Origin of the sequence: Kosmotoga sp. DU53 (assembly GCF_001639905.1) — a bacterium.
GTDB classification, from domain to species: Bacteria; Thermotogota; Thermotogae; order Petrotogales; family Kosmotogaceae; genus Kosmotoga; species Kosmotoga olearia.
Window position 1 is genome coordinate 1 of sequence record NZ_JGCK01000007.1, and the last position, 19,743, is coordinate 19,743.

The 19,743-nt window shown below is 42.7% G+C and carries 21 protein-coding genes, 1 tRNA gene and 1 pseudogene; 3 read left to right on the plus strand and 20 right to left on the minus strand.

Translation table 11 applies throughout. The annotated features are described in order from the left end of the window. A pseudogene (locus DU53_RS00545) lies at positions 1-180 on the plus strand (IS256 family transposase); the annotation flags it as partial. A gap of 20 nt (positions 181-200) precedes the next feature. Here the strand turns inward: DU53_RS00545 and ltrA are convergent. The 3 genes from ltrA to DU53_RS00565 form a co-directional block, all read right to left on the minus strand. Beyond that, positions 201-1,346: a group II intron reverse transcriptase/maturase gene (gene ltrA, locus DU53_RS00550; protein WP_235599634.1), complete on the minus strand. Its 1,146-nt coding sequence runs from the start codon at positions 1,344-1,346 to the stop codon at positions 201-203. An 889-nt stretch (positions 1,347-2,235) separates the two neighbouring features. Next, positions 2,236-4,023 (minus strand): DUF2207 domain-containing protein, encoded by a 1,788-nt coding sequence (locus DU53_RS00560; RefSeq protein ID WP_063726953.1) that lies wholly within the window; start codon positions 4,021-4,023, stop codon positions 2,236-2,238. 32 nt (positions 4,024-4,055) lie between these two features. After that, positions 4,056-4,547, minus strand: a complete 492-nt coding sequence (locus DU53_RS00565; protein WP_012744658.1) for a ferritin — start codon at positions 4,545-4,547, stop codon at positions 4,056-4,058. Between the two features lie 122 nt (positions 4,548-4,669). Between DU53_RS00565 and DU53_RS00570 the strand changes: the two genes are divergently transcribed. Beyond that, positions 4,670-5,803: an NAD(P)/FAD-dependent oxidoreductase gene (locus tag DU53_RS00570; RefSeq protein WP_012744659.1), complete on the plus strand. Its 1,134-nt coding sequence runs from the start codon at positions 4,670-4,672 to the stop codon at positions 5,801-5,803. On the opposite strand, the gene DU53_RS00575 is transcribed toward DU53_RS00570, so the two are convergent. The 17 genes from DU53_RS00575 to DU53_RS00645 form a co-directional block, all read right to left on the minus strand. Next, on the minus strand, positions 5,800-6,984 hold the full coding sequence (locus DU53_RS00575; RefSeq protein ID WP_012744660.1) for a MalY/PatB family protein: 1,185 nt from the start codon (positions 6,982-6,984) through the stop codon (positions 5,800-5,802). The genes DU53_RS00570 and DU53_RS00575 overlap by 4 nt on opposite strands. A gap of 8 nt (positions 6,985-6,992) precedes the next feature. After that, the gene (locus DU53_RS12625) at positions 6,993-7,397 is read right to left on the minus strand and encodes a metal ABC transporter permease (protein WP_235599635.1); all 405 of its coding nucleotides are present in this window, start codon (positions 7,395-7,397) and stop codon (positions 6,993-6,995) included. After that, a complete protein-coding gene (locus DU53_RS12630) occupies positions 7,354-7,812 on the minus strand; it encodes a metal ABC transporter permease (RefSeq protein ID WP_235599636.1) in 459 nt (152 codons plus the stop codon). Before DU53_RS12630 ends, DU53_RS12625 begins: the two co-directional genes overlap by 44 nt. Next, entirely contained in the window at positions 7,809-8,558 is a 750-nt protein-coding gene (locus DU53_RS00585; protein ID WP_012744662.1) for a metal ABC transporter ATP-binding protein, read from the minus strand. Before DU53_RS00585 ends, DU53_RS12630 begins: the two co-directional genes overlap by 4 nt. Next, complete coding sequence (locus DU53_RS00590) at positions 8,545-9,423, minus strand: metal ABC transporter substrate-binding protein (RefSeq protein ID WP_012744663.1); 879 nt, start codon at positions 9,421-9,423, stop codon at positions 8,545-8,547. The genes DU53_RS00585 and DU53_RS00590 overlap by 14 nt, the downstream gene beginning before the upstream one ends. Further along, positions 9,420-9,830 carry a Fur family transcriptional regulator gene (locus DU53_RS00595; protein ID WP_235599640.1) on the minus strand — a complete coding sequence of 137 codons (411 nt, stop codon included), beginning with the start codon at positions 9,828-9,830 and terminating at the stop codon, positions 9,420-9,422. Before DU53_RS00595 ends, DU53_RS00590 begins: the two co-directional genes overlap by 4 nt. Positions 9,831-9,965: 135 nt before the next feature. After that, positions 9,966-11,642 carry a hypothetical protein gene (locus tag DU53_RS00600; protein ID WP_063726955.1) on the minus strand — a complete coding sequence of 559 codons (1,677 nt, stop codon included), beginning with the start codon at positions 11,640-11,642 and terminating at the stop codon, positions 9,966-9,968. Next, the gene (locus DU53_RS00605; protein ID WP_012744666.1) at positions 11,599-12,357 is read right to left on the minus strand and encodes an ABC transporter ATP-binding protein; all 759 of its coding nucleotides are present in this window, start codon (positions 12,355-12,357) and stop codon (positions 11,599-11,601) included. Before DU53_RS00605 ends, DU53_RS00600 begins: the two co-directional genes overlap by 44 nt. Positions 12,358-12,370: 13 nt before the next feature. Continuing rightward, entirely contained in the window at positions 12,371-12,541 is a 171-nt protein-coding gene (locus tag DU53_RS12635) for a hypothetical protein (RefSeq protein ID WP_235599637.1), read from the minus strand. A gap of 97 nt (positions 12,542-12,638) precedes the next feature. Then, positions 12,639-13,232 carry an ABC transporter ATP-binding protein gene (locus DU53_RS00610; protein ID WP_235599638.1) on the minus strand — a complete coding sequence of 198 codons (594 nt, stop codon included), beginning with the start codon at positions 13,230-13,232 and terminating at the stop codon, positions 12,639-12,641. Continuing rightward, positions 13,214-13,588 (minus strand): GntR family transcriptional regulator, encoded by a 375-nt coding sequence (locus DU53_RS00615; RefSeq protein ID WP_012744668.1) that lies wholly within the window; start codon positions 13,586-13,588, stop codon positions 13,214-13,216. Before DU53_RS00615 ends, DU53_RS00610 begins: the two co-directional genes overlap by 19 nt. A 16-nt stretch (positions 13,589-13,604) precedes the next feature. Next, on the minus strand, positions 13,605-14,375 hold the full coding sequence (locus tag DU53_RS00620; RefSeq protein WP_012744669.1) for an ABC transporter permease subunit: 771 nt from the start codon (positions 14,373-14,375) through the stop codon (positions 13,605-13,607). A gap of 219 nt (positions 14,376-14,594) precedes the next feature. After that, entirely contained in the window at positions 14,595-15,356 is a 762-nt protein-coding gene (locus DU53_RS00625) for a nucleotidyltransferase domain-containing protein (RefSeq protein WP_012744670.1), read from the minus strand. A gap of 100 nt (positions 15,357-15,456) precedes the next feature. Further along, a tRNA-Asn gene (locus DU53_RS00630) sits at positions 15,457-15,531 on the minus strand. Positions 15,532-15,598: 67 nt separating this feature from the next. After that, positions 15,599-15,964: a DUF1667 domain-containing protein gene (locus tag DU53_RS00635; RefSeq protein ID WP_012744671.1), complete on the minus strand. Its 366-nt coding sequence runs from the start codon at positions 15,962-15,964 to the stop codon at positions 15,599-15,601. Continuing rightward, the gene (locus DU53_RS00640) at positions 15,961-17,199 is read right to left on the minus strand and encodes an NAD(P)/FAD-dependent oxidoreductase (protein ID WP_012744672.1); all 1,239 of its coding nucleotides are present in this window, start codon (positions 17,197-17,199) and stop codon (positions 15,961-15,963) included. Before DU53_RS00640 ends, DU53_RS00635 begins: the two co-directional genes overlap by 4 nt. Next, the gene (locus DU53_RS00645; RefSeq protein WP_012744673.1) at positions 17,196-18,641 is read right to left on the minus strand and encodes an NAD(P)/FAD-dependent oxidoreductase; all 1,446 of its coding nucleotides are present in this window, start codon (positions 18,639-18,641) and stop codon (positions 17,196-17,198) included. Before DU53_RS00645 ends, DU53_RS00640 begins: the two co-directional genes overlap by 4 nt. 320 nt (positions 18,642-18,961) lie before the next feature. Between DU53_RS00645 and DU53_RS00650 the strand changes: the two genes are divergently transcribed. Next, entirely contained in the window at positions 18,962-19,732 is a 771-nt protein-coding gene (locus DU53_RS00650; RefSeq protein ID WP_012744674.1) for a DeoR/GlpR family DNA-binding transcription regulator, read from the plus strand. Positions 19,733-19,743 lie beyond the last annotated feature (11 nt).

A 19,743-nucleotide genomic window follows, 5' to 3' on the forward strand; every position in this document is an offset into this window, starting at 1 on the left:
AGCCAACTCAGGAAGGTAACAAAGAACAGAGGTGTTTTTCCCAATGACATGGCTCTCATGAAACTGGCATATCTCGCCATTAACAATATAACTAGAAAATGGACCGTGAGAATAAATGAATGGGATAAAATCCTTGCCACTTTGATGATAGAATTTGATTGGGTGAAATCCTATGTCTGATCTTTTCCGGAGTTTGGGGTTTACACAAAATATGTGACACGCCCTTCGCCTCTGTATCCTTTTTGTCTCATCACCCTGCATAGTTTCTTTGTCGTCTTCCATTGTCGCAGGATTATGGCTCTCAATCTCCTTCTTATCCAACCCATGAGGCCTTTGAATACTCCCACCCAATCGATTATTTTGTAGTAATTGCTGAAGCCTCTCAGCAATTGGTTTAGCCGTTTTATTATCTCTCCAATCGGTGTACATTGGTTTCTCCGGGTGAGTGTTTTTACTTTCGCTTTGAACCTTTTTATTTTCTTTTCCTGGATTCGTATTTTGCCTTTTTGTATGGTAAATCCAAGGAATTCGATTCCATCATCTATCGTGGTTATTCTCGTCTTTTCTTTGTTGACCTTCAATTTCAGCTCTTTTTCCAGTATCCGGATAGCTATTTTTAGGTATTTTTCCGCGCTTTTGTAGCTCTTTGCGAAGATTAGTATGTCGTCTGCATATCTCACTATCCTTATTCCTCTGGCCATCATTTTCTGGTCAAATTTGTTCAGATAGATGTTGGCTAACAAGGGGCTTATTACTCCGCCCTGTGGACTTCCCATCTCACTGGGTTGGTATTGGTCCGTTATGACTCCACTTTTGAGGAAACTTCTTATTAATCTCAATATTTTGCCATCGCTTATTCTTTCCGCTACTGCGTCTATTATCTTTTCGTGGTCTAAGGTGTCAAAGCATTGGCTAAGGTCTAACTGGACCACGTATTTCATTTTGTATTTGCACGCGAAAGCATAGGCTTTTTCTACTGCTTGGTGTGGATTCCTTCCTTTCCTGTATCCATAACTTGAAGGATGAAATCCTTCCTCAAAGATTGGTTCCATTATTTCTTTCAGCGATTGTTGTACTATCCGATCCTCTACCGTTGGTATCCCGAGCATACGTGTCTTCCCATTTCCTTTCGGGATTTCCACCCTTTTTACCGGTGAAGGCCGGTATTCTCCTTTACGCAACTTTTCGCTGAGTTTCTTGATCCTTTCCAGAAGGTTTTCTCCATACTCCTGAACCGTTACTCCATCTATCCCGGGTGCTCCGTTGTTTCTTCGCACCTTGTGATATGCTTTGGCCAGGTTCGATTCCAGATAAACTTTGTCAATAAGACTGTAGTACTTCCTCATGTTACCTCCTGTATGGCCTTCCAGATAAGTCGCATATAACAGAATCGGTTTCTTCTTCCATCCAAAGATTGGATTCTTTACCCTCCCGGGAATCTTCCTATCTTTGCAATGGTTACTTACCTGCCCCGGTTATTTTCAACCGTCGTTAGCATTTCAGCCTCCGTTACGGGCTCCTGTTATACTCACTTCCCTTTGTGCCATTTTCTCAACCCTTCCCCCCTTCGCAAGTAACAGGCCCTTTCGGTTCCTGTTACCCCCATCGCTCAAGGCGATGGTCCCTTCTCCTTTCAGAGAGGTTCTACACTACTACGGGTTCGTCTGCCATCCTCCTCCGCTTTACCGGTCCTTGGGTTTCCCCTTGTTCCGGCTTACCCATTTCTGGGACGAGTGAGGACTTCCCCGGGTAAGACATACAGCTTTCATCCGAATCCTGCCATCCCAACCTGTAGAGTTGGAGCTTGGGCTTCCCCATGTAAGGCAAGGTTACCCTCTCTACCGGCCAACACTGGTTCACTTTCGTTCAGTTCCGGATTTTGCCTTAGGCTTCCTTCAGATTCACCGTTACCAGTGACACCCTTGCCCTCAGCTAATGCTTATTTCACTCCCCACATTCGGGACTTTCACCCTATAGTTGTATGTCATGCCGGGCACACCTTACCCACGCGCAGCGTGCTCACCAGCCGCATAGCGGCCCTCTCGGTTCTCGGACTCTCGGACTCTCGATTCTTACCAGGAGTTCGTGTCAACCGCTTGCGGTTCGTGTCGCTTTATTAACTGACAGCGTCCGCAAGCCTCAGCCTCGCAAGCGTCGCTCCACCAGTTGACAGCCTCTGCAAGCGTCTAATGTTTTCTGTCTGCGAAGCAGCTCTCTCGGACTCTCGGTCTTTTATCAAAACGCTCCGCCGCCTCCGCCGCCGGAGCCACCGCCGGCACCTCCAGCTCCACCGCTGGAAGAGCTTGAAGAACTTGCTTGAGCGGTGCTGGCAACGCTACCAAACTGTCTCGAGATATTGAACATGGCAGGATGGTACATGCATGACCTACCGCCTCTTTCCTGCCATACTTCGTATGGAATTATCCGTTCCATATTTTTCCTGACCTTATCGGCGATCCCGAGAGCGGCAGCATACACAAGGTATTCTTCCCACAGGGTTATGCTTTCCGGTGGATGTTCAGACAGGAGCGAATAATCTTCAAGGAATCTCTGGAATTTTTTCCATTTGAGATAATACTCTCTGCCTTGTCTGGTCCACCTTCCGAACACATCAATCGGGAGAAACAGAACACTGAAACCAAGAACCCAGAATCCACCGTAAACATATTTTGTCCATGAATTCATGAACAAAATTTCAGGATATTTTACGGAAACAACCAAGATCAAGAGGTTAATGCCAAGCAGAATAACTGCAAAAAGCTTGGCATATGTGTTTCCCGTAGTTACCATGTATCGTCTCTCTTTAACCTTGTTTTTTATCAGCTTTTTCCAGGCCTGGAATTGCTTCGTGAATGTTCTTGCTTTCGTCTGGGATTTTCTTAAATCGGATTTGACAGCATCGAAATCGAACACGTTATCATGAGAGTATCCTTTAAGAAAGGATAAGAAGAATTTCTCGCTATCCGTGAGTTCGCCACCTAATTTCAAAATCCTGATGCCTCTTATCTTTTCATTTTTTGGATCCGTTTCAAATGTTATAAATCCTTTCCTGTAAAGGTTAAGAAGCATCGCACCTATCCCGTCATTATCTGCACCGGTACAAAGGTTCTTTACTATCGCATTGACTTCTTCCGGGTTGTCTTTGAACGGCGGCTCGCGTTCATATTCAGCATTGTAAGAAATCTCTGGTTCCCTTCCAAAATAGAAGAATAAGAGGGACAGAATCACAAAAGCACCTATCCCCATAAGGAACGGGAATTGGAATTTCAGGAACTTTACCTTTGAAGAATATTCTTTTTCGATTTTCTCTATATCGCTATACATGAAATCACCCGGGGTTATAGCTGAAAGTGATAATCCTCTAAGATTCTCCTTCGGGAAAACAAACCTGACCTCCGCGAATGTTCTTGGAGGAAGTTTTTCGGCCTTGAAAATGTACTGTGTTCCTATTTTTTCGACTCTAAGGAATGGGTGCGTATAATACTCCATAATGGGGAAATACTCCGGAAACTCGAATATACCGATCAGACTTTTCACAGGGACATCCCAACCATCGCCCCATATTTTTCTGAAAAGCTGTGCTGTATCTTTGCCAACCTGGATTGCTCCACGAACGGTATAGGAAAGGTGGAGAGTCACCCTCTGACCACCCTCTGGCGGTTTAACTGGTTCTGATTGGTAAGGTACAAACCACACCTTTACGTCTATAGAGTTCTCGGTGCTGTTATTTTCAATATGCTGTATGGGTAATCCATCCGCCCAAACCTTCAGGTTGCTGTAATGAGTCCTAAAATCGTAAGGAATTTCGCGGTAAACCCCACGATACGGTTTAACAAGAAGATAGTCGATTTTCTCATGCACTACGATCGAACCATCTTCCTGGATTTTTTGCTCTATCGTTGCACCCTCTAATTTATAAATAGAGCCAATAGAGCTTCCATAGGTCAAGATTAAGAACAGAAAAACCCAGATTATCCCGCCAATTATTCCGCCCACAAGCGCTCGTTTAAGGCTTTGACTCATATTTCTCTCCCCTTCTAAAGATTTTTGCTATTTTATTCCTGTCTCTGGCCAAGCTGAGCGTCGATCATCATCAAACCCTGTTTAGAATCTCCGACCATTTTCAACTTTTTAACGATGGAGCTGAAGGATGTTTCTTCTTCAAGCTGTTCGGTCACGTACCATTGAAGGAAATCTGCCGTGAAGTAATCTTTTTCTTCTTCAGCGGTTTCCATTAATTTGAATATTCTTGAGGAAATATACTTTTCGTGTTCAAGGCCCTTTTCAAAAACATCCAGCAACGAATTGAATTCAACGTTTGGTTTATCGATACCGGGAACCTCTACATCCGCGTGCACCTGATCGAGGTAACGTATGAATTTCATGGCATGTTCGTGTTCTTCGGCAGCCTGCTTGAGCAACCACATTAACGCTCCTTTGTATCCTTTCCTTGAGCACCAGAGCGCCATAGACAGGTAAAGGAATTCAGATTCAAATTCAGCTTTAATCTGGTCATTGATCATCCTTACCATCTTTTCACTGATCATGTTTTGATCCCTCCAACACTTTGATTTGAATCACATGTATATTGTAGCATTCATACATATCAGTATGAAAATGGTTGTATAAGTGTTGAAAGAACTATAATATAGAATAGGAGGTGTCTTCGTTGGAAAAAAAAGCCGAGGTTATCATAATCGGTGCAGGCCCGGCCGGAAGTACCGCTGCAACTGTTCTGGCAAGAAGAAACTTCGACATTTTACTGATAGATAAGTGCCAATTCCCCCGTGACAAGGTCTGTGGAGGGGTGCTCACCGCCAAGTCTATGAAACTTCTGGAGAAGATTCATCCCGGGGTTGTATTCTCCCTTAATTTGAAACCAATTACAAAGGTTTCATTTGGGTATCCAGGTACTGAACGAAAAAACGAATCGATTACCTATATATACAAAAAACCGCTCTTCTATGTTGCGACAAGAAAAGAACTGGATAATGCGCTCATGGAAAACGCTCTGAGAAACGGCGCAAAGTATGAAAATGATGCTATTATCCGGATAGAAAGATTGGATGACGGATTTATCTGCCACGGTAGAAGCGGTAATACTTATAGTGCCCCATATGTTGTCATAGCCGCAGGTGTCTTTGGACACAATCTTCTTGAAAATACATCGAAAATCTCATATTCAATAGCGTACAAAGCACAGACGGCATCCGTACCAATCACCACCGCAACTATAAACTTTCACGACTTTGGTTATACGTGGATTCTACCGGGAAAAGGGTTTTTCAATGTAGGGATTGGCAGTTACGATAATTCCCTCACATACGCTGATGCGGAAAATATTGTCAAGAAGCTCTTTAACTTCCCCATTGGTAAACTCAACGCAGCTCCATTACCAATGTTTGATAAAACTATCTCCGTAGATCTCAATAACATGGTTCCTGGATGCTTGTTCGTTGGAGATAGCGGCGGATTCGTGGATCCGTGGACCGGAGAAGGTATATCCTTTGCCATGGAAACAGGTTTTTGCTCGGCTAAAGCGATCATTGAAAAAGGCGGAGACCGATTGAAGGTTAATGACGACTTCCTTGGCAGAATACGGAGGATTGGAATCCACCTTCAAATAGCCGGAATCCTCAGGGAAAAACTTACTACAACTCTTCCGGAACGTTTTGATCTACTCTCCGACATCCGAATGGCAAAATTACTGTATGTGTATCTGAACGGATACCTCAAAGGAATAGATAGACTAATGATAAAAGGCTTCTTCTTTCAGGGAGTTAAGGGTATCGAGACCCGTTAAGTTCCTTTTAGATTTTTAACCGCTGTTTCGAGCTGTTCCAGAGCTTTTTTGAGTATGGAACGCGGGCAGGCGATGTTCATTCGTTGAAATCCTTTACCCTCTTCTCCAAAAGTAACTCCATCATTGAGGCCGAGCTTCGCTTTTTCAATAATAAACTTTCTGAGTTCTTCCTGATCCATTCCCAGGCCTCTGAAATCAAGCCAAACGAGGTAAGTCCCTTCAGGCTCTACAACCTTAATTTCCGGCAATCTTTCAGAGATGAATTTTTTGAGAAACTCTAAATTCCCTTTAAGGTATTTCAGAAGTTGCTCCAGCCATTCCTCTCCGTATCTGTACGCTGCTTCAGTAGCAACGATCCCGAAAACGTTTCCAAGATTGAGTTCAAGAGAAGAAAGCATATTGTTGTAGATCCTTCTTAAACGTTGATTGGAAATGATAACAGTTGAAGTTGTAAGCCCGGCGAGATTAAAGGTTTTACTTGGCGCTATATAGGTGATGGTTCGATCAGCAAGCTCCTGCGAAATTGATGCTATGGGAATATGTTTGTACCCGGGCATGATTATGTCAGAATGTATTTCGTCGGATAAAATTATCAGATCGTGTTTAATACAAAGCTCACCGAGTTTCAACAGCTCGCCTTCGGTCCAGACCCTGCCACCGGGATTGTGGGGATTACATAGTATCAACATCCTCGCCCGTTCATCTATCTTTGACTCCAGATCTTCGAAATTCATAAAGTATTTTCCGTTTTCGAGTTTCAACGGATTTTTCACGAGCTGCCTTCCGTTCTCACGGACAGTTGAATAGAAAGGATGGTAAACAGGCGTCTGTATGATAACCTTATCGCCCGGGTTCGTAAATGCCAATATCGCTATTACTATCCCGGGAACAACACCAGGTGAATGCAAAAGCCACTCTTTTTCTACTTTCCAGCTGTGTCTTTTTTCCAGCCAGTTCATTATGCTCTCGTAATAGCTATCGGGTCTCGCTGTATAACCGTAACACCCGTGCTGCGCGCGATTTTTAATGGCTTCTATTACTGGTTTTGGAGCCTCAAAATCCATATCTGCTACCCACATGGGAATCAAATCCCGGGTGCCAAAGGCCTCATCTAAATAATCCCATTTGTATGAGTTTGTCTCCCTGCGATCTATGAACTTATCAAAATCGTATTTTTCCATAATCCCACCTATTCATTCTTTGTTTTCATTGCAAATACATATGTAAGCAGAAATTCCAGAAACAGAATCAAAACCACAACCGGACCGGGTGGTAAGTCAAAAAGGTACGAAATACCAAGGCCAAAGATCATTGCAAAAACACTCAACAGAAGAGAAAAAAGTATCATACTCCTGTAGGTTTTTACAATGAGTTTGGCTGTTGCAGCCGGTGTAACTATAAAAGCCGTCACAAGAATTATACCAGCAATCTTGACCGAAGCCACGATACTTAGGGAAAGTCCTATTAAAATAGCGTAATGTATAAAGTTGACATTCACTCCACAATGCCTCGCCATAGTTTCATCATAGGAATAATAAAGAATCTCCCTTCTAAAAAAGACAGAAGAAAAGAACGGCAGCAACCGTGAACCCAAGCAGCAACCAGATATCATTCTTCCCTACAAGAAGGATATTCCCGAATAAATAGCCCATAACATCCGGGGTGTATCCCCTGACAAAGGAAAGAAGTATTACCCCTACCGCCATTGAAAGCGGGAGCAGCATACCTATCATGCTGTTTTCACTGATTTTTTCACGCCTGCTGAAATAGCTGATTGTGAGCGCGAAGATTATGGCCGTTACCATTGCCATGATCTCGCTACCCGCACCTATAAGGAAACCAAGTGCCAGACCGCCGAAGGCAGCGTGCGCGGCTCCATCACCGATAAACTCTATTTTTCTCAATACAACAACCGTTGAGAAAAGCGATGTCAGGACGCTTACCAGAATTCCAGCAATAAAGGCATTTCTTAAAAATTCATACGTCAGGATATCCTGTATTATGCTCATTTTTTATCGTGCTCCTTGTGATAATGTCTTTTGCCCCTGATCAATATATCGAAATCCATGGAGAATATTCGCCTGATCTCGTCTGGAGAAATATCAGCTGATTCCCTGTAGCAATGAAGTGTTTTATTTAAACACATTACCTTATCGCATGAATCGAAAACCATACCTATGTCGTGACTGACCATGAGAATACTGATTCCCTGTTTGTTCCTAAATTCTTCGAGCAATTCATAAAAGGAAGCCTTTCCCATTTCATCCACACCTGCTTCCGGTTCATCTAAAATAAGCAGATCCGGCTCCATAAGGAGGGCTCGCGCAAGCATCAAACGCTGGTGTTCGCCACCAGAAAGAACTCCTATCTTTCTATTCTCCAGATGTACAATACCAACAGCTTTAAGCGTTTTCTTGACCTGCTCCCAATCTTCCCTGGTGTATTTCTTGAAGAGCCCACGTTTGGGATACAATCCCATAGCTGCAACCTCTTTCACCGTTATGGGAAACTCACGGTCGATTTTCTCTTGCTGCGGTAGATATCCAATTCTACCGTTCACGGTGATCTCCCCTGTGTAACCTTCCAGATCCCCGACGATAGCTTTCACAAGTGTTGATTTACCGGCTCCGTTGGGGCCTATGATTCCAACAAAGGACCCCTGTTCCATTTCAAAAGAGATATTTCTGAGGATATAGTGGTCTCCCGTCTTGAAACTCAGATTTTCGACCTTCAATATGATTCTATCTTGCACCATGAATAACCCTCTCTATCTGGTTGAGATTCCAGCTCAATAACTCAATTATAGAGCCTTTGTCAAATCCCAGCGGATCGAGTTCTGATAACGGCAATCCGGTGGATTTTGCGATAATCTCCACCGGCTTTTTGTTTTGCTGATATTCTCCAAAGATCCCAAAAACTGTATTTTTTCTTGCAAAATTTATCAGAACCTTCAGCTCAGAGATAGACGGTTCATCACCGTGACCGCTGAAAATAGTCCTTTCCTCAATACCATAGCGGTTGAAAAAATACTCAAAACTCGGATGCGCAACTATCACCGCTTTGCCTGAAAAAGGCGCAAGCAAATCCGCCACTTTCCTGTGAAATTCCATCAGATCATCTATCAACAGGTTTGCACGTTCAGCAAAAAACTCTTTATTCGCTGGAGATATTTTTGATAAAGCTTTTACTATTCCAGGTACGATATACTCACTTAAAAGCACGGGATCAAGCCAAACATGGGGATTCACTGAGGTATGATCGGCTGTATCATGTTCAGTATTGATTGAAATTAGCATTCCCATTGGTACAAACTCTCCGGCATAGACCACGGGTTTCCCTCGTTTTTCAAGATCCTTTAATGTGTCTAAGAGAAAATTCTCCAATCCCAGCCCATTCGCGACCACTATATCAGCCTTAAACAGTTTTTTTACATCGCTCATCTTTGGCGAATATATGTGAGGATTCTGACCGGCAGGAATGAGGAGTTCAACGTTACCTTTATCCCCAACGATCTCTTTGACGATCAGATAATACGGATTTATCGTTGTTACAACGTTCAGTGAAAAGCCAAGACTCGCCATTATTATAATCCACGCTATAAAGACAGATAGCTTCTTCATGTCTCTCTCCCCCTTCCGGGATAGTTGTGCCTGCATTCGCTGCACAGCCCTATGAAATAAAACACATGGTCTGTTATCGTGCAATCGTGCTTTTTCTCAATCTGTGCCTGAATCCTGTCCGCAAAGCATTCGTTGAAGACCTCTATTTTTCTGCAGTTTTTACAGTATATAAAATGCAATGGATGATTTTTTTCCACAGGATAGAAAAAGCGGACATGGGAGTCGAAACTTATCGATTTTATCATCCCGTTGTCTTCAAGAAAGGAAAGCCCGCGGTAAACTGACGATAGATTCGGCTTTGTTTCAAGTTTCTGATAGATTTCTTCGGCGTTCAGTGGCACTTCAGATGTTTCGATGATCCTTAAGATCTCTTTTCTCAGCTCGGTTAAGCGTTTCAAAACAATCACCTCGCAAATGATTTGCGCAAATGATTTGCATATATATTTATACAACGTTCTCTTCCAGCTGTCAAGCATCAAAAAAAGAAGTGCCGGTTATCGGCTCTTCTTATCTTTCGAATATTGTAATTGATGTTCAGGAGATCAAACGTCCCTGCTTAATGCACTTCCGAACATCCTCGTTGCGATAGGGGCACATAGTGCTGAACCAGCCACTCCGACAAGGAGAAGAACTGAAGACATCACCACCGGAGATAATGTACCTTTCAGCACAAAACCAAGATAACCAAATCCACCCACGAAACCAAAGATTATGGGAATGGTCAGCGCAACATTGATGTTCTGCTTCATAGCTTTGCTCGGGTTGTCCCAGTCTAATACCGGTTTCTTCGAATCTATCATCGTCTGGAGAAGGTTCAAAAATAAAAGATTCACTGTGGAAATGAAGAAAATCGACAGACTCTGTATCAAGCTGAGCTCTAAAAACATATGCAGCGCTATTGACACAAAGATCGGAGCAATAATTGTAATCGTCATGATGTGGGTAAATTTAACAACGAAGATGGTCGTTGGGCTCACCGGCAGCGCTTTGAGTTCGATGAACAATCTTCCTTCCCGACTGAGAAGGGTAGGAGAAAGCGAGTTTATACCACCAGCAAGTACGGCAACTAAAACGCCGAGAGGCACTGCATAGGGTTTTATTAGTGGGATAAACCTCTTTATCTCTTCCATCTGTTCACCGTCGACAGATACGAAGATTAAAAGCAGTATCGGAAAGATCACCACATTTATGAACCCGTTGAAAGAAAAGGACGGAACCCTGAGGAAATATTTCCATTCCCTCGCCATCAATGCCGTGAATCGGCTCCTGGATTTTCCAAAAAGACGTTCAAGTTCATCTTTTCCAACTTTAGTCCTTTTAGCGTGAGTTTCCTGGAGTTCCATATAAGTGCTGTAGTAGAATTTCTTGCCCATGTACAAAAGCAGGAGGAACACAAACACATGTAACACCACAAATCCCAGAAACGCAATCAATCCTTCAAAACCACCAGCTGTCAGGCTCTTCACAACAAGGATTGCCGGCGGATAGATTCTTCCAACTTTGTTTATCAAACTTTCCGGATCGCTGAGAATCCTGGCAAGGGCTTCCGGGGAGAAGCCTCCTGAGAAACTCATTCTGTTGGTAATCGCAACGAAGAATAGAGAAGCTACGAGAAGAAGGCTCGCCAGGATAAAAATGAAGAAATCCCTGTATCTGTCGAATTTTATCACCCTGTACAGCGGCAGGATTATAACCGTCGCCAGCATTACGGGAAGTATCTGCGATAACAAAAAGATCACAGCGGCAAAAAACCAGTAAAGTAATCCCTGAGAGGTCTTTACTCCAAAATATATAAGCGGCGGCAACAGCAATACCAGCGAGATAAGCATCTGGTCGAGTATTATCACGCTGAATTTAGCCGTCATAACCTCTGACGGCTTCAAAGGCAGTGGCAAAAGCACCTTCATCTCTCTGGAAAAGAAAAGGTAATTCACGACGATAAACAAACCAAAAAAGAAACCAATAAAGGTCGTTGCTGTGAACGCCTGCATGAGAAACAGATTTTGAAGCCCCATGGCTGTCATCTGCTCAAATGAGGTTTTCATAATGATCGAATACAGCGGAACCATACCGACGATCATGGAGAAAATTGCGAAGGTTATGAGTATTGGTTCCCAGAGCCTTTCTTTCTTTTTGAAGTAAATAAACTTTTTATACGATATCCCGTAATGCGAGTTAATCAGCGTCGAGATAAGAGAAATCAGTCGCTTCCATTTCACTCTCGGTCACCTCTAAGAAAAGTTTTTCGAGGCTTTCTTCACCCCTGGCTTTTTTCAGTTCTTCAACCGTTCCTACGAACAAAAGTTTTCCCTTTCCGATAATCCCTATCCTGTCACAGACCTTTTCCGCTACTTCCATAACGTGTGTTGAAAAGAATACTGTTTTCCCTGAATCGGCGTGTTTTCTCATCATCTTCTTTAGGATGTACGCGGATTCAGGATCGAGACCTACGATGGGCTCGTCCAGTATCCAGAGATCAGGTGCGTGAAGAAGAGCAGCAATCAGGGTTAACTTCTGTTTCATTCCATGGGAGTACGAAGATACCGGATCTTTTATCGCATCCTTCAACTTAAAATCTGCGAGCAATCTCTCCAGGCGCTCTCGTCTAACATCAGACGGAACTCCAAAAACATCGGCTATGAAATTCAAATACTCGTAGCCTCTGAGTTTTTCCATAACAAGAGGCTCATCGGCGACGTACCCGATCCTTTGTTTTATCGCTTCCGGCTCTTTCGAAAGTTCTTTCCCAAAGACCTTTATCTGGCCACTCGTGGGCTTCAAAAGACCGACAATCATCTTTATGGTCGTGGTTTTCCCGGCGCCGTTGGGTCCAAGAAAACCAAATATCTCTCCCTTTTCAACCGAAAGCGAGAGGTTATCAACCGCTTTCACTCCACCGCTATACACCTTGGTAACATTCTTCAGTTCTATCATCGTTTCACCTTCTTCATTCTCCTCTAATTAGGAACTGAAAAAACTCCTCAAGGTTCGGAGCGGTTCCTTCCATCTCAGAGAGATTTTCCAGCTCTTCCCATTCTTCAGGGTCCTTTGAAAGGACGACGATTCTATTGGGTACCTTTCTTAAAGAGGAGAAATCTCTATTATCCAGTTTTTTCATGGCTTCTATTGGTAAATAAAAGATTCTAAACTGTTCTTTTAACCCGTCAAGAGCTCCAGAATAGCGTATCTTTCCTTTGTCGATTATATAGATCCTGTCAGATATTTTTTCGACTTTCGGAGATGATATGGGAGGTGTACAGGACGCTTTTTCCCTGGATGACCTTCTCCCTGATCATTTCGAGAACGTCATCTCTCATAATCGGGTCGAGTCCCCAGGTCGGTTCGTCGAGGATGTAAAGGTCTGCTTCCTGAGCCAGTGTGAAGCTCAGATATACCCCTGTCTTCATTCCGCTTGAAAAACCGGCGATTTTTTTATCCATGGGAAGCCTGAAGTGTTTTATCATCTCAAGGCTCTTTTTGCTGTCAAAATTCGGGAGAAATCTCTCACAGAATTTCATTGCTTTGGAAAGGGTCATATAACCGTAAAAACTCCTCTCTGCCGGTACGAATGAGATCCTATCCCTGACTTCGTCAATCGGTTTGCCAAAGACTTTTATCTCCCCTTCATAATTGATAAAACCAAGAATGGATTTGAGAGTGGTTGTTTTACCCGCACCGTTTGGCCCCAGCAAAGCGCAAACCTCGTGAGGCTCTATGTCGAGATCTATCCCTTTTACAGCTTCAACGCCATTTCTATAGGTCTTTTTCAGATTCCGGACGGTTATCACTTTCATTTCTTCTCGTTCCATATCTTACTAATCACCTCCACAATCTCGTCCAGAGAAAAGCCGGCTCTCCTGGACTTAGAAACAATCTCCCGAAAATCTTTTTTAAGGTCTTCAAGCATAAACTCTTTAATACCTTCCTTGTCCTTTATCACTATATAGCCTACTCCCTGATGTGCCATAACAATGCCTTCCATCTCAAGTTCCCTGTAGGCTCTTGCCACTGTATTTGGGTTCACCCTTATACTCGAAGCCATATCCCGAATTGAAGGCAATGTATCCCCTTCATTTAGCTTTCCCCGGAGAATGGCTTCCCTGATTCCTCTTTTAATCTGTTCGTATATAGGTGTTCTTGATCTTAGATCCACGTTAAACCACACTTTATATCACCACGTTTTAAAATTCCTTGGTTTTGAATATCCTGTAACTCTGAAAAGCAATAACCAGCGTTAAAACAGCAAGGGATAAAGTGTACCACCAATCTATCCCGGATCCGTTAATTATGTCCAGACCTAAGATGTACGGATAAGGATTGAGAAAGGCTATAGACTCAATCAAAGAAAGGAATGGCAGAGCTATGATAACAACAAGACCACCCACAACAGGCTTCACCTGGTCGTTGCTCAATACCGAAAAAAGAATAAAAAGGCTGTAGAAAAATGATACCCCAACTATTTCATGAACGAGTATGAGACCGGTGTTTCTAAATCCAATCTGGTAACCAGCGATTTTCATCGCGATAGGACCAGCAAGCGAGAAAATAACGATTATGGCAGTTATTACAAAATATCCCACGAAGAACTTCTTCCAGAAAACCTCTTCCCGTTTCCTTCGTGATAGCAGGAAGTAGATCGTCTTTTTGTCCACTTCTCTTGCGAACACTGGAAAGGCTATGATCAAAACAAATATCGGCAGGAATTGCCCAAGGTTTTTCCCGTGCCACTGGCTATTTATGTAGTACTCATCGTTTGTGAGCTTTTGGGCAATCGAAGGATCACCGATCATCTTCTGCAGAAACTCAGGCATCTCCTCAAGTTCATTGACCATCTGTTCCATCATGCTGGACGCATAGGGTCTCAAAGCAACCGTTGTGGTCAGCACAATCAGAGACAGTATAAATATAACTATCGCTCTTGTCTTATGTTCATTCCATTCTTTGTAGAACACGCACGTGCCTCCCTTCACCAAGATATTCGTTCACAACTAACAATCTACTGTACTATATCACATAGTACAGTTAACTGTCAAGCAAGTCATTTATCGAGGCTGCGTAAAGCTTAAAACCTTGAAGAAGCCGCAAAAAGAAAAAAAGAAGGGCGAAAGTTTCAAGGCCGGGAACTCTTTGATATAACGTTCGTTAATGAAAGAAGTTACGACTTACTATATCTAAGCAGGACTCTTTATTTTCCAACCATCAATATTGAATCCACCCATTTTTTCAAGCACGTGATTCGTTAGCATCTTGTATTCCTTCATCATTTCTGATTTATCTTTAATATTGATGGCATTCACATACATTTTCACAAATTCCTGGTCCGGGAAATTGCTCACGTGATATTTTTTCTTATCCTTTTCATCTGTAAGAAAACGCTTTATCTTATGAACTGGAATAGAATCAAATTGCAAAAAATTCGCATAAATTTCAAATAATTCTTTCAAGTGGACATAGAAAACAAAAAAGAATTCTTCCCCATTTGCCTCAAAAACTTCTTCCAGATTATCACACAAGTCCCAAATACCATATTTTGCCAATTCTATTTGAATTTTGTTTTGCTCAGGATATTTTTTGACAAGATACTCTCTCGCATCTTGGATCAATTTTTTCAATTCACCTGTTTTGTCAAAAAGCACCTTTCCGGTGCAAAGCATATGAGCGTTTACTCTACTTCTTTGTTTATAATCATCCTCTAAATATTCATAATGCTTCCTAATTGGATTGACAAAATATTCAATCAAAATTCCATCGATTATTTCATTTCCTCTTTCTCTCCAGGAGGTATCTGAATCCAAAAGAATGTGTAAATCAATATCAGAGTGTTTGCTCGGATTTCCTGTGATATAGCTACCACAGACGATTGCTCCTATTACTTCCTTTTTGTTTTCCCATTTTTTTAGAAATTTCTGCAAAGCAATTTCCCAATTTTTCATGTTATTAACTCCTCCTGTTTTCAAATATACCAAGTTATGCACCTCAAATTAAAATTAACAGTACGAAGGAAAAAAACAAAAAGCTCCCTTTCGGGAGCTCTGGCTCCAGCGGAGGGACTCGAACCCCCAACCATCCGGTTAACAGCCGGATGCTCTACCATTGAGCCACGCTGGAACGCAGTATTATTTTAACCCCTATCGGTCATTCTTTCAAGGGGGTACCGGGAATTTTGAGATAAAAATTATTCAGAACGTTTTCTAACATTTCTCGTCGCTATCAATGCAGTTCCCTTTCCATCAAGATCTTCAACGATCACGTCGCCTACTTTAACAGGCGCTTTTACTGCCACCCTCTTGATCTCCTTCATTTTATTTATAATGATGTCTTTGTTTATCGGCCTCGAAGTCTTCACTGACACAAGCTCAAGTTCACCGTCAACAACTTTTACGTTTGTTGTTAATACTCTTTTTGGGCTAACAAGCTCGTCTATCGCATACTGTTTGCCACGCGGACATCTGTTCCCTTCAATTTTGTACTCACCGTTTTTTTCAGATATAGAGATACGACAACCAAGAGGGCATAAAACGCAGGTTATATGTCCCTTCATTCAATCACCTCCACGGTAAGCTTCTCGTGATTCTTAATCGCGGCGAGTTTATTCTTGTTCACGACAATCTGGAGCATCTCACTTGGGACTCCGTATTTGAAAGAGGATTCAATCCCGAGTTCTTTTAAGACCACCGTACCCGACTCCATTGGTTTTTTCAACCTGAGATAAATCCTCAGATTTTCCTCAAGTGATATTTTCCCTGGCACAAGAACTCCTACGTTTTTACCCCTCACAACAGGAAACTGTTTGTGATTTTGACGCTTTTCTTGAGCGGTAAGTGCTGCGTGCCTTCCAGCTATCCAGCCCTCGGCCGCAACATAATCGACGAGATCGAAAACGGCTACGTTGTTTCCCGCAGCAAAGATCCCTGGCTTGGAGGTTTCACAGGTATTGGAAACGAGAAATCCCCTGTTTATACGGTCAACCAGCAACCTGTCGGAGAAATCTTCCACCTGCGGAAGCAAACCAGCAGAGAGAACCAGCGTATCCACGTTGTACCATTTCTCTGTGCCCGGGATTGGATTGAGGTTTTTGTCAACCTCCATCACCTCTACAGCCTCTAAACGCGGAAATCCTTTTACATACGTTACAGTCGCTGATAGATAGAGAGGAATTCCGAAATCTTCAAGGCACTGGACCACGTTTCTCGTGAGGCCTCCAGGATATGGAAGTCTTTCTACAACCCCTACCACTTCCATTCCTTCAAGAAAGAGCCTTCTTGCCATTATGAGCCCTATATCCCCTGAACCGAGAACGAGAGCCCTTTTTCCCGGAAGCCTGTTTTCCAGATTGACGAACCTCTGGGCTGTGCCGGCAGTAAAGATCCCTGCTGGCCTATCTCCGGGAACCATAAGAGAGCCAAAAGGACGTTCCCTCGCACCTGTAGATATCACAATCGCTTTCGACTTGACAATGAAAGCATCTTCCGGAGAAAGGATATATGCAATTTTGTTATCTAAATCCACTTCCCTCAAATAAGCTTGAGAAATGATATCAATACTTTTCTGACTCATTTCTTCTTCCAACCGTGCTGCGAATTCGGGTCCGGTCAGCTCTTCTTCGTAAAACTTCAAACCGAAGCCATTGTGAATACACTGGTTAAGAACCCCGCCGGTACGATCTTCACGTTCAATTAGAATCACCTTCGAACCCTCTCTCGCAGCTCCAATGGCCGCAGCCATCCCGGCCGCTCCACCGCCTATCACGAGTACATCTGTTTTGAGTTTCTTCATGGCCTCACCTTCTCTCTAACCAGCCAACTTTCATCCTCATTCTGCAGAACCTCCGATATATCGATATTCAACTCTCTCGCAAGTATTCTTGCAATCTTCCAGCCGCAAAAACCTCCCTGGCACCTTCCAAAGCCAGCACGGGTTCTGAATTTTATCCCATCTATCGTGGTTGCGCCATCACGAATCGCTTCGACAATTTCCTTTTCTGACACCTGATTACAATGACAAATGATCTTTCCAAGCAAAGGTTCTCTGGAAATCTCCTCGGCTAATTCATTGAAATCCTTTTCCTTGACCCTTGTCTTCTTTTCAGGGTATTTGATCACGGTTTTCCCGGTCAGTGCAAGTCCCATTTCTTCATGAATGATCTCTTCAACAACATATTTTGCAATCGCAGGAGCAGCTGTAAGACCTGGAGATCGGATAGCCCCAACCGTTATGAAGTTTCTGAGCTCTTCACTCCTTTGTATGAAAAAGTCCTTTTCTTTCGTTTCAGGGCGAAGACCGGCAAAGCTTTTTATCACCCATTCCCTTTTTGCAAGCCCGGGCATCAGCTGTTCTCCCGCTTCCATAACCTCTTTGATTCCATCAAGCGTTGTAGAAACATCCTCCGGCGAGAATCCCGGAAGATCCTCCGATGTTGGGCCTAAAAGCACTCCACCGTCCACAGTGGGAACGACAAGTTTTCCTTTCCCTTTCTCGTTTGGCAGGGGGAAAATAATCTTTTCAACGCGTGTCCCAACAATTTTATCTAAAAGAATGTACTGCCCTTTTCTCAAAAACACTTTCGGGGTTCTTGCTCCAAATAAATTGGCTACATGTTCATAATAGAGACCCGCGGCGTTTATAACTACATCTACCCTTATTGTTTTGCCCGAACTAAGTTTGAGGGTTTTTATAGAACCGTTGATGATCTCACCACCAACAACTCCGTCCCCTCTAATCAGAGTCGCTCCATTAAGGGCCGCTCCATCGGCAGCGTTAATCGCTATCTCCCACGGTTCAGTAACCCCGGCTGTTGGGCAATACAAGGCATATTTGTAATCTTCTGCTATCCCGGGTTGAATCTTCTCGATTTCGTTTCTATCAATTATTTGAAGCCCTTTTACGCCATTTTCTTCTCCCTTTTTCATGAGTTCTTTTAACTTTTCGATCTCTTCATTTGTATCTCTTGCCAGCACTATTGATCCTGTCCATTTAATCTCAAAACCAAGTTCATGGCTTAACGTTCTATACATTTGATTACCCAGCACACAGAAACGCGCTCTCAAACTCCCTGGCGGATCATCATAACCTCCATGAAGGATCGCGGAATTTGCTTTAGTTACGCCCTGACCGAAATCAGACTTCTTTTCGATTAACACAACATCCACATCGTATTTTGAAAGTTTCCAGGCTATTAAGCTGCCAATAACGCCACCACCAATTATCGCGAATCTCACTGTTTCACCTCCAAAAAGAAAAACCACGCCAATATTGGCGTGGTTTTCTCTCCTTCTCCACCACGGTAAAATTATTATATCATCTTTTACTACATGACTGCAAGAAAATGATATATTGCAGCTTCTATCAATATTTCAGTTCCATAAAAAACCTACAAAATGATGATTCCTCACATTTTTTTGAGCTTGATGTGGATTTTTCGAAAAAACACAATTATGTGCTTTTAGTGTCTTTATTCTCCCATAGTCTACTTATTTCGTCCTTTTGCTGATTTGCTCACTTTTGACTGAATATGGTATATTTCATACGAGGTGATGAAATGAATAAGTCAGAATCGCTCAAAATAATATCAGAAATAATCAGAAAAGAGGGCAATGTATCTATAAAAATGGTATCTGAAAAGTTGGGTGTTTCAGAATCCACAGCACGGAGATACATAAATGAATTAATCAAAATTTCTTCGCTTCCGTTAAAAAGAGTGCACGGAGGTGTCATTCTTGACACCGGAAAGGGATCCCTTGAACTCATGTTTGACACCAAATTATCTATGAACGCTGAAGAAAAGAAAAGAATCGCTCAAAAAGCTGTGAATTTTGTAGAAGATGGCGACAGCATAATCATCGACTCTGGTAGTACAGCATTTTACATGGCGAAATATCTCTCGAAAAAACGTGGGATAAAAGTTATATCGGTAGATATCAGGGTAACTGAAGAGTTGGCAAAAAATCCGGACATAGAAACCTATATAATCGGTGGAATTGTACGTCCAGGATACTACAGCATAGGAGGAGAACTTGCTGTTGAAACAATAAAGAACTTCTCCGTAGAAAAAGTTTTTTTGACAGTGGACGCGATTGATCTGGAAAACGGAATAACCAACTCTTCAATGTTTGAAGTTTACGTTAAAAGAGCACTTATCAACGCAGGAAAAACCGTTATACTTTTGGCCGACAGTTCAAAGATAGGGAAAAAAGCTTTTGTAAAGGTTGCACCAATAGAAAGCGTGGACATCATAATAACCACGCCTGGAATTGACGCCGACACTCTAAAGCAACTCGAAGACAAGGGTGTAAGGATCGTGATTGTGTGAGGAGGGAAAAT

Bases quoted from the DNA above. Each gene is read 5' to 3' on its own strand.
- ltrA (WP_235599634.1), bottom strand. From the start codon at position 1,346: ATGAGGAAGTACTACAGTCTTATTGACAAAGTTTATCTGGAATCGAAC.
- DU53_RS00560 (WP_063726953.1), bottom strand. From the start codon at position 4,023: ATGAGTCAAAGCCTTAAACGAGCGCTTGTGGGCGGAATAATTGGCGGG.
- DU53_RS00565 (WP_012744658.1), bottom strand. From the start codon at position 4,547: ATGATCAGTGAAAAGATGGTAAGGATGATCAATGACCAGATTAAAGCT.
- DU53_RS00575 (WP_012744660.1), bottom strand. From the start codon at position 6,984: ATGGAAAAATACGATTTTGATAAGTTCATAGATCGCAGGGAGACAAAC.
- DU53_RS12630 (WP_235599636.1), bottom strand. From the start codon at position 7,812: ATGAGCATAATACAGGATATCCTGACGTATGAATTTTTAAGAAATGCC.
- DU53_RS00585 (WP_012744662.1), bottom strand. From the start codon at position 8,558: ATGGTGCAAGATAGAATCATATTGAAGGTCGAAAATCTGAGTTTCAAG.
- DU53_RS00590 (WP_012744663.1), bottom strand. From the start codon at position 9,423: ATGAAGAAGCTATCTGTCTTTATAGCGTGGATTATAATAATGGCGAGT.
- DU53_RS00605 (WP_012744666.1), bottom strand. From the start codon at position 12,357: ATGATAGAACTGAAGAATGTTACCAAGGTGTATAGCGGTGGAGTGAAA.
- DU53_RS12635 (WP_235599637.1), bottom strand. From the start codon at position 12,541: ATGAAAAAACTGGATAATAGAGATTTCTCCTCTTTAAGAAAGGTACCC.
- DU53_RS00610 (WP_235599638.1), bottom strand. From the start codon at position 13,232: ATGGAACGAGAAGAAATGAAAGTGATAACCGTCCGGAATCTGAAAAAG.
- DU53_RS00625 (WP_012744670.1), bottom strand. From the start codon at position 15,356: ATGAAAAATTGGGAAATTGCTTTGCAGAAATTTCTAAAAAAATGGGAA.
- DU53_RS00635 (WP_012744671.1), bottom strand. From the start codon at position 15,964: ATGAAGGGACATATAACCTGCGTTTTATGCCCTCTTGGTTGTCGTATC.
- DU53_RS00640 (WP_012744672.1), bottom strand. From the start codon at position 17,199: ATGAAGAAACTCAAAACAGATGTACTCGTGATAGGCGGTGGAGCGGCC.
- DU53_RS00650 (WP_012744674.1), top strand. From the start codon at position 18,962: ATGAATAAGTCAGAATCGCTCAAAATAATATCAGAAATAATCAGAAAA.